General features: G+C 45.7%; 9 protein-coding genes and 1 tRNA gene. 4 read left to right on the top strand and 6 right to left on the bottom strand.

Annotation, left to right across the window (positions count from 1 at the left end; genetic code table 11):
• Window positions 1-152: 152 nt before the first annotated feature.
• Both F0145_RS19035 and F0145_RS19030 read right to left on the bottom strand, forming a co-directional pair.
• Window positions 153-1,259 (bottom strand): Ldh family oxidoreductase, encoded by a 1,107-nt coding sequence (locus F0145_RS19035; protein WP_150090906.1) that lies wholly within the window; start codon window positions 1,257-1,259, stop codon window positions 153-155.
• An 861-nt stretch (window positions 1,260-2,120) separates the two neighbouring features.
• Window positions 2,121-2,540, bottom strand: coding sequence for a hypothetical protein (locus F0145_RS19030; RefSeq protein WP_150090904.1), 420 nt, complete (start codon window positions 2,538-2,540; stop codon window positions 2,121-2,123).
• Between the two features lie 845 nt (window positions 2,541-3,385).
• Here F0145_RS19030 and F0145_RS19025 point away from each other — a divergent pair.
• Genes F0145_RS19025 through F0145_RS19015 form a run of 3 tightly spaced genes read left to right on the top strand, consistent with a single transcriptional unit; the run spans window position 3,386 to window position 7,611 of the window.
• Entirely contained in the window at window positions 3,386-4,915 is a 1,530-nt protein-coding gene (locus F0145_RS19025) for an ankyrin repeat domain-containing protein (RefSeq protein WP_150090902.1), read from the top strand.
• A gap of 4 nt (window positions 4,916-4,919) precedes the next feature.
• Complete coding sequence (locus tag F0145_RS19020; protein ID WP_150090900.1) at window positions 4,920-5,402, top strand: DUF2271 domain-containing protein; 483 nt, start codon at window positions 4,920-4,922, stop codon at window positions 5,400-5,402.
• Between the two features lie 13 nt (window positions 5,403-5,415).
• The gene (locus F0145_RS19015) at window positions 5,416-7,611 is read left to right on the top strand and encodes a PepSY domain-containing protein (RefSeq protein WP_150090898.1); all 2,196 of its coding nucleotides are present in this window, start codon (window positions 5,416-5,418) and stop codon (window positions 7,609-7,611) included.
• Between the two features lie 527 nt (window positions 7,612-8,138).
• Here the strand turns inward: F0145_RS19015 and F0145_RS19010 are convergent.
• The 3 genes from F0145_RS19010 to F0145_RS19000 all read right to left on the bottom strand — a co-directional run bounded on the left by F0145_RS19010 (window position 8,139) and on the right by F0145_RS19000 (window position 11,346).
• Complete coding sequence (locus F0145_RS19010) at window positions 8,139-9,128, bottom strand: FAD:protein FMN transferase (RefSeq protein WP_150090896.1); 990 nt, start codon at window positions 9,126-9,128, stop codon at window positions 8,139-8,141.
• 224 nt (window positions 9,129-9,352) lie between these two features.
• Window positions 9,353-9,428 (bottom strand) — tRNA-Met (locus F0145_RS19005).
• A 136-nt stretch (window positions 9,429-9,564) separates the two neighbouring features.
• The gene (locus F0145_RS19000; RefSeq protein ID WP_150090894.1) at window positions 9,565-11,346 is read right to left on the bottom strand and encodes a BamA/OMP85 family outer membrane protein; all 1,782 of its coding nucleotides are present in this window, start codon (window positions 11,344-11,346) and stop codon (window positions 9,565-9,567) included.
• A 283-nt stretch (window positions 11,347-11,629) separates the two neighbouring features.
• Between F0145_RS19000 and hemW the strand changes: the two genes are divergently transcribed.
• The gene (gene hemW, locus F0145_RS18995) at window positions 11,630-12,769 is read left to right on the top strand and encodes a radical SAM family heme chaperone HemW (RefSeq protein WP_150090892.1); all 1,140 of its coding nucleotides are present in this window, start codon (window positions 11,630-11,632) and stop codon (window positions 12,767-12,769) included.
• Between the two features lie 185 nt (window positions 12,770-12,954).
• Here hemW and F0145_RS18990 read toward each other — a convergent pair whose 3' ends face one another.
• Window positions 12,955-13,875 carry a 3-keto-disaccharide hydrolase gene (locus F0145_RS18990; RefSeq protein WP_150090890.1) on the bottom strand — a complete coding sequence of 307 codons (921 nt, stop codon included), beginning with the start codon at window positions 13,873-13,875 and terminating at the stop codon, window positions 12,955-12,957.
• Window positions 13,876-14,141 lie beyond the last annotated feature (266 nt).

Raw genomic sequence — 14,141 nt, 5'->3', positions numbered from 1 at the left:
ATACCTAAAAGTAGGTACTAGTAGGAATATTTGAATACCGCTTGAGAGCGCAGTATGCTATATACAAACAAAAGCATAATTTTGAGCCAAGCTTTAGAAAGAAAGCTTTTGGTAGTTACTACCACTAATAAGTGTCCAAGGGTATTAGGTTCTTAAACCGGTTTTGCTAAGGCTACCCCAGTATAATCCGAGATAACTTCCAGCGAGGCTACTACTTCCGGATGCAACGGAATGCCTTGTTTCATCCGCTCTGCGTAAGCCTGGCGTTCGGGGTCGCCGGGGATGATAACGCCGGGGCTGTTGGGTAAGGGTTTGGTGCTGCGCATGGTGTGTATCCAATCGTCCAGGCTTTGCTTAAACTCGGTTTTATCGCGGAAGCCTTCAATATCGAGGGCGCCAAAAAAGTGGCCAATGCCTTTGCCCACCTGCTGGCCCGATGGCGCGACGTGGATAGCAAAAGGTACGGCAAAAGGCCCCCAGTTGGCCCCACTCAGCACCGCCGTTAAAATATCGACCATGGCCGCCAGGCAATAACCTTTGTGGCCGCTGCCGTTGACGTCGCTGCCCAGGGGCAACAGGGCGCCGCCTTCCATCATGTCGGCCGGCTCGTGGGTAGGGTAACCTTCTTTATCGAGGCACCAGCCCAGGGGTACTTTTTCGCCTTTGCGCCGGGCAATTTCTACTTTGCCGTAGGCCACCGCGCTGGAAGCAAAATCAATCACCACCGGTGGCTCGGTTAGGGCCGGGAAAGCAATGGCTAGGGGGGTGGTGCCCAGCATTTTTTCGGCCCCGTTAAAAGGCGCTACGCCTTTGGTGGTATTGGTCATGGAAAGGCCAATTAAATCTTTTTGCAGGGCCATAATGGGGTAGTAACCCGCCGCGCCGTAGTGGTTGGTATTTTGTACGCTCACCCAGCCCGAACCAAATTCCTGGGCTTTTTGCATCGCCAGTTCCATGCATTGGGGGCCCACCACCAGGCCCAGGCCGTTATCGCCGTCTACGGTGGCCACGCTGCCCTTGCCGCGGATTATTTTAATTTCCGGCTGCGGGTTTATCCGGCCGGCCTTTAACAAATCGGCGTAGGTTTTTAAACGGGCAATGCCGTGGGAGTCGATGCCGTGTTCGTCGCTGTAGGCCAGCACATCGGCAGCCAGGGCTGCCTCGGCTGGCGGTACTTTAAAATGCTCGAACACCCGGGTGGTAAACTGGCGCAGGTGCTCGGCCGGAAATATGATAGAATGCGGGTTGGGGTGGGGCATGGGATATTTTAGTACGGGTACTTTAATTTACAATAGCGGGTAACCGGGCAGGGCTGCTGGTTGTTAATTTAAAAATATTTCGGATTCCTGGTATTGGCGGGTGGGGTGAAATATCAGCTTTGACCTACTGTTCATTAATAATTTTAGCCGGCAACTTCTAAAACTTACCTCTTGCGGTGTCGGCCTGGTGCTTGTCGTGGGTTTGCCTATGCCCCTTGCGCCTAATCGCTGGCTGCTATAAATAAAACGTATGTTTTTTAATAATTACGGTCAGCGGCCGGGAGGAATTATTAGTATAAAGCAATACCATCCGCTTCGAAACCAGATTTCTTTGCCGGTTTACGCGCGTGCGTTTAACCTCCGGCTGCGTCCACTAGAAACTTAAGTTGCTACCTTATTAGGGTAACCAGGAAAGTCCCTCTTCGGAGGGGTAGGGGGCTTATTATGTTGATGGTTTTATATGGGTTCTTAAAGCGCTATTCTGTAAGTATTTCCCATAGCAAGCTGGTTATGCTACCCGTGTAATCCTCCCCCTGCCCCCTCCAAAGGGGGACTTCGCAGTAGCTGTTTCAATTTATATAAAAAATATGCTCAGCAACCATCTTCGTTTCTGGCGGAAAGGTAGTAGCTACAGGCACTTGACAGCAGTTTGGACAGCGAGGGCCTTCTAAGGTTGTGGTGCGCAGCATTCCGACGGAGGAGGAAAACAGGCTTAGACAGCCCGAGTGGCCAAACGGGGCCCACCGGCCGGGAGGCAACTTAGGCTTGTATATTTAGTTAGCACCGCCGCCTTGAAAGATGAAATCTTTCAAAAGATAGACGCTGTATTCACTTAAAGTGACAATAATTTCATCGAATTTATTAGGCAGACTTTGGCAGGGAAAGCAGCCACTCGCGGGCGGAAACCTCATTTTCAAACATCTTGATTTCCCATTTATCGCTGATGCGCTGGTGCAACTGGTGAAATGACATTTGGCCGTACACGCCGGGGGCCAGCACCTGGGCCATGTAGTGTAATCCCAGAGCTTGTACTTTGGGCGTCCATTCCTGCACAATCCAGTCGTTGGCAATATTCCAGGGACCAATTAATTCTTCGTGGCTGTTCAGGAGTTTGGCGCAAGGTTGCTTTTTCAGCATTTCGATGTAAAAAGTGCCGCCTTGCCTAACAGTTTCCAGGGTTTGCAGACCAACCCAGTGGGCCAGGATGTATGCGTTATCGGGCAGGCGTTCGGCTACCAGAAAAATATCGCCGTTAGCCTTTCTTAATTCTATTTTGTCCACAATTTTTCCCCTTTAAACTGGTAAGCCTACAATTTGTTTTGGTGTTGTTTTAACTAAGTACTTTAATAAAGGCTGGCCGGTGCCCCATTAAACCGGGAAGAAGCAGCTGCAGTTAAGGTAGGCGGGGCAATAAATGCTTTACCAGTGGCAAGCAGTAAATAAATCGGGAAAAATTGGCGGAAAGGCATTCGGCAATAATTAAGATACAATTGCCTATCTACTGCTTTTGTACCGGGTTGGTTGCCCTAAAACTTAAAAGCCTGACAAGTTTTTTATTACAAGCCTTTTAATTGGGTAGCTATAACAAGCTTCTCCGGATAATATTACCTGGGTTAGCGGTAAATAGCTACTATAAAGTACCGGATTCGCCCATAAATAACTGTATCGTTTATGCAGCAATACTTACCGAGTAAATTTCTGTTACCACCGGCAGGCCTATTTATTCAAAAAATATTTTTTAGGAGGCGTAAAATTTTTCGGTGAGGCTATTGTGGTATTGGTTGGCCTACTATATTTGCATGTTATTTAAAATTAGTCTAAATAAAAGAAGTTGCCTGGCAGCAGGCTCTTTGATATTACTACTAAATAGGAATTGCGCTAATGGTAAGTTTTGGTTCTATTGAACTGGTCGAAGAATCTATAACAGCATTGTAAAGTAATTACTATATGTTTCGACCAGTTGAATAGGACTACACAAGGGCAACAGGACTACAATAATGTAAGCGTAAGGGCACGAACCAATTAAAATTAGTATAAAATAATTAGCCAGGTGCCTTACCAAGGGTAATAACAACGGAAATTGAAAATAATAAACAGCAACTTATAATAGATATAACTACACGGTTATGAAAAAAATACTCTTAATACCCATGCTGCTGGCAGCTTTTATGGTGAAGGCGCAACAAAGCAATACGCTGTTAACGCCGGATTTCTGGAAAACCACGCCGGATGTAGCAACAGTTAAAACCGAAATAGCCAAAGGTAACAGCCCTACCCAGTTTAACCCCGCTACTTTTGACGCGGCCGTTTTGGCTATTAACAACGATGCGCCTAATGCCACAATTAAATATTTAATAGAGCAGCCGGGTAACAGCGTAAAAAAATTAACCCACGACGGGCGCATTTACCTGCATTGGGCCGCCAGCCGGGGCAACCTGGAATTGGTGCAATATTTATTGGCAAAAGGTTCGGATATAACCCTGGAAGATTCGCACGGCAGCACGCCGGTGGTGTTTGCCGCCAACGCCGGCCAGGCCAATACCGCCATTTACGATGCCTTTATTAAAGCGGGCCTGGATATTAAGAAAAAATATGCCGATGGCGCTAATCTGTTGCTGTTAGCCATTGCGAACGACAAAGACTTAAAGCTTACTAATTATTTTATTTCGAAAGGTTTATCCCTGAAAGATGTTGATAGCAAAGGCAACACGGCTTTTAATTATGCGGCTAAATCGGCTACAGTGGCGCAGCTAAAAGCGCTAATACAAAAAGGCGTAAAATATAACGATAATGCTTTGTTGTTTGCGGCCCAGGGCAGTCGCCGTGGCGCCAATACCCTCGATGTGTTTCAGTACTTGGCAGACGAGCTGAAGTTAAAACCAACGGTTGCCGACAAAAACGGGGAAAATGTCTTGCACGCGCTGGCCCGCCGGCCTAACCAATCCGAAACGGTAAAATATTTCCTGGCTAAAGGCGTAGATGTAAACAAAGCCAATACCGAAGGCAACAATGCTTTTATGTATGCCGCTGCGGGTAAAGATGCCGCTTTACTGGAGTTATTGTTGCCGAAAGTAAAAAATATTAACGCGGTAAACACCAAAGGCGAATCGGCGCTGACCGCTGCCGTAAAAACCAGCACGCCGGAAGTAGTTTCGTTATTGTTGAAAAACGGGGCCGATGTAAATATTAAAGACAAAGATGGCAACAACGTGGCTTATTATTTGGTGCAGGCTTACAACCCGCAAGCCGGCCGCGGTCCGGGCGGACCAACCGCTTCTATAGCCGGCGGGGCGGGCAATGCCCAACCCGATGAATTTGGCGCAAAAATAAAATTATTGCAGGAAAAAGGTTTAAACCTGGCCGCTCCGCAGAAAGATGGCAGCACCTTGTACCACGTGGCTGTTACCAAAAATAATGTAGGTTTATTAAAGCGTTTAGAGCCCCTGAATATTGACGTAAATGCTAAAAATAAAGAAGGTGTAACGGCCTTGCACAAGGCAGCTATGTTATCGAAAGACGATGCCGTTTTAAAATATTTATTATCGGTCGGGGCGAAAAAAGATCTGACAACCGGCTTCGACGAAACGGCTTACTCTTTGGCCAAAGAAAATGAGCTGCTAACCAAAAAGAATGTTTCCCTCGATTTTTTAAAGTAATAAAATGAAGTTTATTTATAAGTTGTGCTTAGTAGGTTTGGTTTTTAGTCTGTTTACGTTCAACGCTTCGGCCCAAACTACTAAGTACAAGTGCTTGCTGCAAATGTCTAATTACGTAGGCGAAGAAGCCTATATTGTGGTATCGCTGATAAATCCGAAAGGCGAATACGAGAAAACCCTTTACGTAATGGGGCCCGATAAAAAGTGGTACAAGACTATAAAAGAATGGCATAAGTTTTATTCAAAAAAGCCGGCTAATATTAGCGCCATTACCGGGGCCTCGGTGGCCGGCGGCGACCGCAGCGTTACCGTTTTTGAAATTGAAAACGCTAAAATTAACGCCAATTATAAATTACGTTTCGAAACGGCAGTAGAAGACAAAGAATATTACGTGAAAGACCTGGAAATTCCGCTTACTACCGCCAGCCTTTCGGCCAAAAACGATGGTACCGGCTTTATCCGTTACGTCCGTTTCAGCGCTAACTAGTTTAGTTTAATTTATGACGATTTCCATCTGGAGATACAGCCATTTAGCCCTGGCTGTATCTTCTTTTCTTTTATTGCTGTTAGCATCCGTTACCGGGGTTATCCTGGCCTTTGAACCGGTTGCGCAAAAAATACAACCTTACCATACCGCAGGGTTTGAGCAGGCTTCATTGGCGCAAACGCTGCCCCTGCTCCGCAGCAAATACCCCGGCATTAGCGAGCTCACGGTAAACCACCACCAGTTTGTTATTATAAAAGGCAGCGATAACAAAGGCGAAAACCTGGAAGCCTACATCGACCCCCAAACCGGTAAAATATTGGGCACACCCGAAAAGCAAAGCGAATTTTTTTTGTGGGTAACCGATTTGCACCGCTCGCTTTTTATTCACGAAACCGGCCGTTTTATTATTGGCCTCACCGCCTTTTTATTATTGCTGATTGCAGTTTCGGGCACCATGCTCATAATTCAGCGGCAACGCGGTATAAAGCGTTTTTTTACTCGCATTGTAAAAGAAAATGCTGCCCAATATTACCACGTAGTGTTAGGCCGATTATCGTTAATTCCCATTATCCTAATTGCCGGCACCGGCACCTATCTTTCCTTGGTTCGGTTTGAGATAATTCCCCCCGAAAAAGTAGCCACCGAAGTTGATTTTGATGCCATTAAAGAAGAACCCAGGCAAGAACCGGCTAGTTTTGCTATTTTTAAAAACACACTCCTCAGCGAAGTACAAAGCGTAGAATTCCCTTTTTCCGATGACCCCGAAGATTATTATACACTTAAACTAAAAGACCGCGAAGTAGCCGTAAACCAATTAACCGGCGAAATTTTAAGCGAAGCAAAATACCCTACCGCCCAACTGCTAACGGAATTAAGCCTTGATTTACACACCGGCCGAACCAATATTATTTGGGCGATTATTTTAGCCGTAGCGTCGGGCAATATTTTGTTTTTTATTTATTCCGGATTTAAAATATCCTTTAGACGTCGGGCAAAAAGTATAAAAAATAAATATACTTTAGACGAAAGCCGGTTTATTATTTTGGTTGGTTCCGAAAACGGCAATACGTTCCGTTTTGCGCGCGCCATTCAGCAGCAATTAATCAAGCACGGCCAGAAACCTTTTTTAACGGAATTAAATAATTATACCCTTTATCCGCAGGCCGAACATCTTATAATATTAACGGCTACTTACGGCCTCGGCGACCCGCCCACCAATGCCAAACGTTTTGTAAAACTCCTGCAAACTACGCCCCAGGCGCAACCAGTCCGGTATTCGGTCATTGGTTTTGGCTCGCATAAGTACGCCGATTTTTGCAAGTTTGCCTTTGAGGTAAACCAAATGCTTTCGCATCAGGCCTGGGCTACGCCGTTGCTGGATATGCATACCGTGAACGACCGGTCGCCGGAAGAATTTAGTTTATGGGCCGAAGCCTGGTCGCAGCAAGCTGGTATTGCGCTGGCCGTTTTACCCGAACTCAGGAAAACCCAAACCAAGCGCTTCGAAACGCTTACGGTGGCCGCTAATACCTGTTGCGAAAATACCGAAGGCACCTTTTTAATCCGTTTCCAGCCAAAAAGAAAAATTAAATTTACCTCCGGCGATTTATTGGCGATCTATCCGGCCAACGACCACCGGGAACGGCTTTATTCCATTGGCCTGGTGCAGCAGGAATTACAGGTAAGTGTCCGGCTTTTACCGGATGGCTTAGGCTCCGGCTTTCTGCACCGCTTAAAACCCGGCGATACCATTCCGGCCCGTATTATTAAAAACGACCACTTCCACTTCCCGAAGAAAGCAACTGGCGTACTTATGATTGCCAACGGCACCGGTATTGGGCCATTCCTGGGCATGATTTGTCAGAACAGCCAGCAAACCCCCATTCATTTATACGGCGGCTTCCGCGACAGGGAATCTTGTAATTTATATAAACCTTTTTTAGAGGAGAATAAAACGGCCCAAAGGCTAACCCAACTGCACCTTGCTTTATCAAGAGAAGGCGAGAAGCAATATGTGAGCGATTTAATTAGCCGGGATGCCGATCTGGTGGCAAATTTATTAGCTACCGGCGGTGTAATCATGATTTGTGGCTCCTTGGCTATGCAAAAAGATGTTACCGCCATCCTGGAAAATATCTGCCAGACTAAGCTAAACCAAAATATTAGTTACTACCAGTCGCGGAGCCAATTACTAACGGATTGTTATTAGGGAGAAACCAGACTTTAGTAGTTAGATATCAGACACTAGACATTCTTCTGGCCTGTGCCTCACAGGCCAGAAGAATAGCTTGAATATCGCTGGGTAAATTTTATTATTTATTTCTTGAAATTGGTCTGTCAGGGGACAGACCAAGGGTGGGGAAGAATTTCAATATTTTAATTTGCTATCCGGTTACTACTATTATTCAGGATGAAACTTGTTGGACTGTGATAAGAATATTTGTTATTATAATATTCTAAAATGCTATCGCGAGCGTCCACGCCCGTGATTTTTTTATGACTCAGGCCTCTGGCCTGTATAGTATCTCGTTGATAGAAGTTTAAATAACTGTTTACGGCGGCCAGAGGCCGGATAATAGTCGTCACGAGCGAGGACGCTCGCGATAGCAAATGAAGTTATTTCCCTGGCCTGTACCCCATGTTCTTGGCCTGTGAGGGCACAGGTCAGAAGAATAGGCTAAATATTGTTGGTCTGTCAGAGGACGGACCAAGGGTAGGTGCTATCTTCAGGATATTTTACTTCAGCTTATAATCCGCAATATTTAAATTAGGCGAAGAAAGAACTTCCCCATTGTCGGTAATTAGGATAGCGCTGTATTCGGGATATTTTTTCAATAATTTCAGCCCTTTCTTTTTGCCCAATACCATCATAGAAGTACTAAAGCCATTGGCGGTTTCGGCGCTAGGGCCAAATACGGTTACGCTGGTTAAGCCGGTAGCGGGGTAGCCGGTAGCCGGGTTTATAATATGGGCATAGCGCTTGCCGTTAAACTCCACATATTTTTCGTAACTGCCTGAGGTTACTACAGCGCCTTGCCGCAAGGGAATGACGGCAAATATTGTATCGCGTTGCATGGGGTTGGTGATGCCAATGGCCCAGTCGCTGCCGTTAGGTTGCTTGCCCCAGGTACTCATATCGCCGGAGCCGTTTACAATACCCGCTTTTATTCCTTTAGCCAGCATCATCTCGCGGCACCGGTCAGCCGCATACCCTTCGCCTAAGGCCCCAAAGCCAATCTTCATGCCTCTCTTTTTTAAGAAAATAGTAGAATGCTCCCGGTCTAATACAATATTTTTATAGCCTACTTTGGCAATCGATTGTTTAATAACTTCCGGACTGGGCATTTGGGTCATGGAACCATCAAACTTCCAGATGCGGTCCATGGCGGCAAAACTAATATCAAAAGCACCTTTGGTAATTTTAGAGAAACGAAGCGCCCGTTCGGTTAAAGCAAAAACTTCCGGGTCTACTTTAACCGGCGCAATACCGGCGTTTTTATTTACCTGCGAAATCTGGGTATAATCCCGCCAATCTGAGATTAAGTTTTCAATCCGGGTAACTTCGGCAATAACCGCATCAATATTTTTTTCTGCCGCTAAAGAATCTGCCGCCACAATGGTTATATCGAACCGGCTGCCCATCAACTTTACCGTCCGTTTCCGCAGTGCCTGGGCCTGGCTAACAAAACTGCCTAAAAGTAACAGCAGAACTAAAACCTGTTTCATGGTGTAAATTTCGGCAAAAATGACGGATTTACCCGAAGGGAAGGTGATTGGAAACTGTGTTTAATATTTATTGCCTTAATCTTAAAACTAGCAAAGCGTATTTCAAATATTCAGTACTTCTCTAATTTGTGTTCAGAAATTTTAATATTTTATAAATACCAGCATTTTGGATAATCCCTAAAACGAAAAAAGCCTTGCAAGTTTTCACTTACAAGGCTTTTATTTGGTAGCGGGAACAGGACTCGAACCTGTGACCTTTGGGTTATGAGCCCAACGAGCTACCAACTGCTCCATCCCGCACTGTTTGGTAATACAAAAGTAGGAAAGTATTCGGAATAAACAAAAACTGCCTGCGAAATATTCTGGGATAAAAGCTAAGTGCTTTAGGATTAGTGGATTTATTTTTGAATTAGCTTGGTTGCGGCTTACAGGTTGGTTAAAACCGGCTTACAATACCAAAATGAATTTTAGAAAAGTTCAGGCTGATGGGCTGCTTTAATTCCCGGGAACGGCCCACCGAGTAAACAAATTGAAAAATACCGGCACCCGTGCTAAAACTAATGCCACCGCCCAGACCAAAAGGATATTGCTGGGTTTTGTTTTGGGGTATATCGCGGCGGTAATAGCCTTGGTCGTAGAAAAGTAGTAAATACGAGTCGGGGGCAGTATAGAAGCGGTATTCCAGGGTGCCCACGGCGTAAGTAGAGGCGTAGAAAGAAAAATCGGTGAAGCCCCGGATAGAGGTGAGGCCACCCAGCCGGAATAAATCGTTTAAATAGAGGCGCTTGTTAAACAACGTTTCGCCCTGAAGCCGGGTTAGGATCACGCTGTTTTTGGTAAGTTGGTGGTAATATTCGCCGCGCCAGGCGCCGGTAAGTTGCGTAGTGCGGAGTGAAATGGTATCGTAATAACTTTGTTCGAAAGCATTGTTACGCAATATATTTTTATTACCCACGGCTAATTGCACATCGGTTTGGTAGCCCTGGCGCGGAAAATAAATATCGTCGAGGGTGTTGCGCTGGTAGCTGATGCCGTAGGCATTGTATTTTACATCGGCCAGTTGCAGGGTATCTTTTAAGTTGCGCACCCCGGCCGGCGAAAGCAACAACCTTGAACTACGCATTTGGGTAAAAAAACTAACCCGGCTGCCGTGCAGGGTATAATACGAAAGCTCTAGCCTGGGGCGCAAAGTAATAAAAGTGGAATCTTGTTTGTGCAGGTTAAAGCGGCCACTTAGTTCAAACGGCGAACCCAGAATATTCGGGTGCACGTAATTGGCGTCCAGCAACTGCGAGGCCCGCTCTACTTTGCGCCACTGCAAGCCTAATTGTTTGCCGCTGCCCCGCATATTCCGGATGTTAAGGGTAATCTCGCCGTTAATTAAAAATTTACGGCTTTGGCTATTCGGGTCGGGCAGAAAACCAACAATACCATCCAGTTGGTTTGCTTTTTTGTCGTTCAGGAACAGAACCAGGGTAGCCTTGTTTTCGGAGAAGTGCACCTGGGCCGGCCGGATTATTTCTATATAGGGTAATTGTCGTAACAACTGCTGCACGCGCGCTACTTTTTGCTGATTGTAAGCCTGCCCCGGGTACAATTGTAAATATTTAGACAGAAAGCGTTTGGTAGTGCGGGTGTTGCCTTCCAGTTGCAGCGTATCGAAAACCATTAACCGGCCTTTATCCAACACCACTGTGGCATCTATCTCGTTGTTTTGGATCTGCACCGAATCTAAATAAATGCGGGCAAACGGATAGCCGCTGGTTTCGGCCAGGGTGAGTACATCTTCCTGCAACCGGGCCCATTCTTTCGGCAGAAAAGGTACGTTTTGGTATAATTTTTCTTTGTAGCCGGCGCGCAGGAGCAAATCATCGCCGAGATTACCGTTGCGCAGCCGCGCCCATCGGTAGCGTTCGCCCACAAAATATTGCACATACAGGGTATCGTGCCGAAAATAAAAGCTGTCGGCCGAGGCAGTTAGGTAAGCATCGTTTTGAAGCTGTAAAGTTAAGGCTTTTAATTCCTGGAGGACTCCCAGCGAATCAGAGACAGATTTTTTGTAATTATATTTTTGTAGTACGTTTTGGTCGGTTGCGGTGGTTTTTAGTACCAGGTGTACTGGCCGGGCGGGTATTGGTTTGGAGGGCGCTTGGCCCGAGACCTGTATCGTTAGGCTCAGTAAAAGTAAGCACCCCCAAACAACTCTACCCCAAAGCATTTTATAAATATTCCTTACCTCTTGGTTTACTGCCCCTCCTAAAACAGGAGGGGAGTTTTTAATAAATTTGATAGTTCAATACAATTACTATAAGTAAGTGTGGTACAGTTAAGCTGTTTTTATACCTACAGCAATATTCTTTATCAGAATTAATATTTAAAAAGATGAACAGAATCCGGGTTAGTATTTGTTTCTAACTTTGTACCGTTTACCGGGTTATTGCCCGGAACGAAGTTACTACAAATATTACTAATCTTTTTCATAACAGCGCAGAAGCATAACGGTGGCCGGTATTTATATTCATATTCCTTTTTGTAAGCAGGCCTGTCATTACTGCGATTTTCACTTTAGTACTTCGCTGCGGCATAAAAGCAGTGTGGTAACGGCTATTTGCCAGGAAATTGCTTTGCAACAGCAATATTTAGGCAACCAAACCATTAATACAATTTACTTTGGCGGCGGCACACCTTCTTTGCTTAGCTCAGAAGAGTTACTACAAATATTTAGTACGCTGCACCGCTGCTTTAATATTGCTCCGGATGCCGAAATTACCCTGGAAGCCAATCCGGATGACTTGACGAAAGCTAAACTGCAGGAGCTGGCAGCTTCACCGGTAAACCGCCTCAGCATTGGTATTCAGTCGTTTCACGAGGAACATTTGCGACGCATGAACCGAGCCCACAACGCCCAGGAAGCATATTATTCGGTGCTTTATGCGCAGGACGCCGGCTTTACTAATATTACTACCGATTTAATTTATGGCATTCCGGCGCCTTCGCACGAGTTGTGGCTGGCAGATTTAACAAAATTATTCTCGCTGCAGGTGCAGCATGTATCGTGCTATGCCCTTACCATTGAGGAAAAAACCGCTTTGGGTCGCTGGACCAAAAAAGGCAGTTTTAAACCCAGCGAAGACGAATTTGTAGCTGAGCAATTCGAAATATTGGTAGCCCAGATGCAGGCGCATGGTTTTACGCAGTACGAAATATCTAATTTTTGCTTACCCGGCTTTGAGTCGAAACACAACAGTAACTATTGGCGGGGCGTGCATTATTTGGGCTTAGGACCCAGCGCACATTCTTTTAACAGCCATTCCCGGCAATACAATGTCGCCAATAATGCTAAATACCTGACGGCGCTAACGCAAAACCAACTGGCCTTTGAACGTGAAGAGCTAACCGTAGTGGATCAGGCCAACGAATATTTGCTCACCAGCCTGCGCACTATCTGGGGTTGCGACCTGAACCGCCTCCGCCAGTTTGGTGTGGATTTACGCGTGCAACAAAAAGAATATTTAGACGAGTTATTGCAGAAAGAATATATCCGGATTCAGGACGAAGTATTGTACCTGACCGATAAAGGCAAATTACTCGCTGACCAAATTACGCTAGATTTATTCCTGGAGCCGCAGGCACAAGCATAAATAATTTACTGGCTCCATTTTGCCCGCTTTAGCTCGCACCAATTTCTGACTAGTGTGTAAAAATGAAAAGAAGCCTTCGACGTACGGAAGTTGAAAACTTCCTTTCATCAATAGACACAAGTTACGCTTCGCTAAACTTGCGCCATATGAGGTAAGTAGTTAAAGGGCAGGTTTTAACCGGCTCCTCAATTAAACGCGCGTTTCAACTTCTCCCAAAAACCGTATTCGCAAGGTTTATTATCCGATACCACGTAATAAGATTTGTAGCCTTTTGCTTTCGGGTCGGTGCAGCCTTTCAGGTTGAGTATTTCAACATTCCGAAAATCAATCGGGTGGCTTTCGGCCTGCAGGGCAATGTAGCCTTCTTTTAAGGCCATGCCGTTTTTACTGAGCCATTCTTTGGTGTAAGCATCTTGTTTACCCTGGGCCCACGCTACTTCTCCAATTTGTGATTTTTGGTAAGTAAGCACCGTGTCGCCTTCTATAACATGCTTTATAATAGAGTCGCCTAAAACAATAATGGCACCCTTTACCCAGCGGTCGCCGTGGTAGGTTTTAGAGTTCGAGTCGGTGCAATGGCTGGGATTTAGTTTGCCGTTCATGTGCACGATGGTACCGGGCGTACACAAATTACCCGTATGACGCTCGCCACTGCCCAAGCCTCCTAAGAATTGTATTTCCAGCGATACCGGAAACTCCTGCTCAAAAGTCAGGCTCTGCGCTGATTGCGAATGAAACATTATGCCACTATTCCGGACGTTCCAGGAAGCACCGCCGGGTGTTTGGTTACCGGTAAAGCGGTATTCGAAGCGTAAAATGTAGTGGGAGTAGGGCTCTTTGTAATACATGTGCCCGTATTTATTATCGAAATTCTGGTATTCGTCGTAGCTTACCCGCACCATTCCATCCTCGTAGCGAAACGTGTTTTTATAGTTGTCGTTCAGCTTATGACCGGCAATTTTTATATCCCATCCCGATAAGTCTTTCCCGTTAAACAAAGGCTTCCAATCCTGCTTTTCGGCTTTGCCCTGGCTAAACGCGGGAGCAAGGAATATTAGGGTTAAAACTAACGTGGTGAATATTTTGGCTCTGTAGTCTTTTAGCATGGTGGTTGAAGTGGTGCTTAGATTGCAAGTATAGAGAAATATTTAGTTTTATCCCTTTTTGCAGCTAAACTTCTTCTCTGATTCAGGCTTTTCTATTCGCTGGTTTTTCCTCGCAGGCTGAATTTTATTTTCTTATTGGTGGAATTAACCCTTCCGCCCTCCGGGCACCTTCCCTAAATTAGGGCTACGATTAGGACACAAAATGGAGCGGGGAGCTGTTGGAGGTAAATGGCAGATGCAATATTTAGCAACATTCGGATAGAGCG

It is taken from the genome of Adhaeribacter rhizoryzae (assembly GCF_008629685.1).
GTDB lineage: Bacteria > Bacteroidota > Bacteroidia > Cytophagales > Hymenobacteraceae > Adhaeribacter > Adhaeribacter rhizoryzae.
Note: the sequence above shows the minus strand (reverse complement) of the source record. Positions and strands in the feature narration are given on the sequence as shown.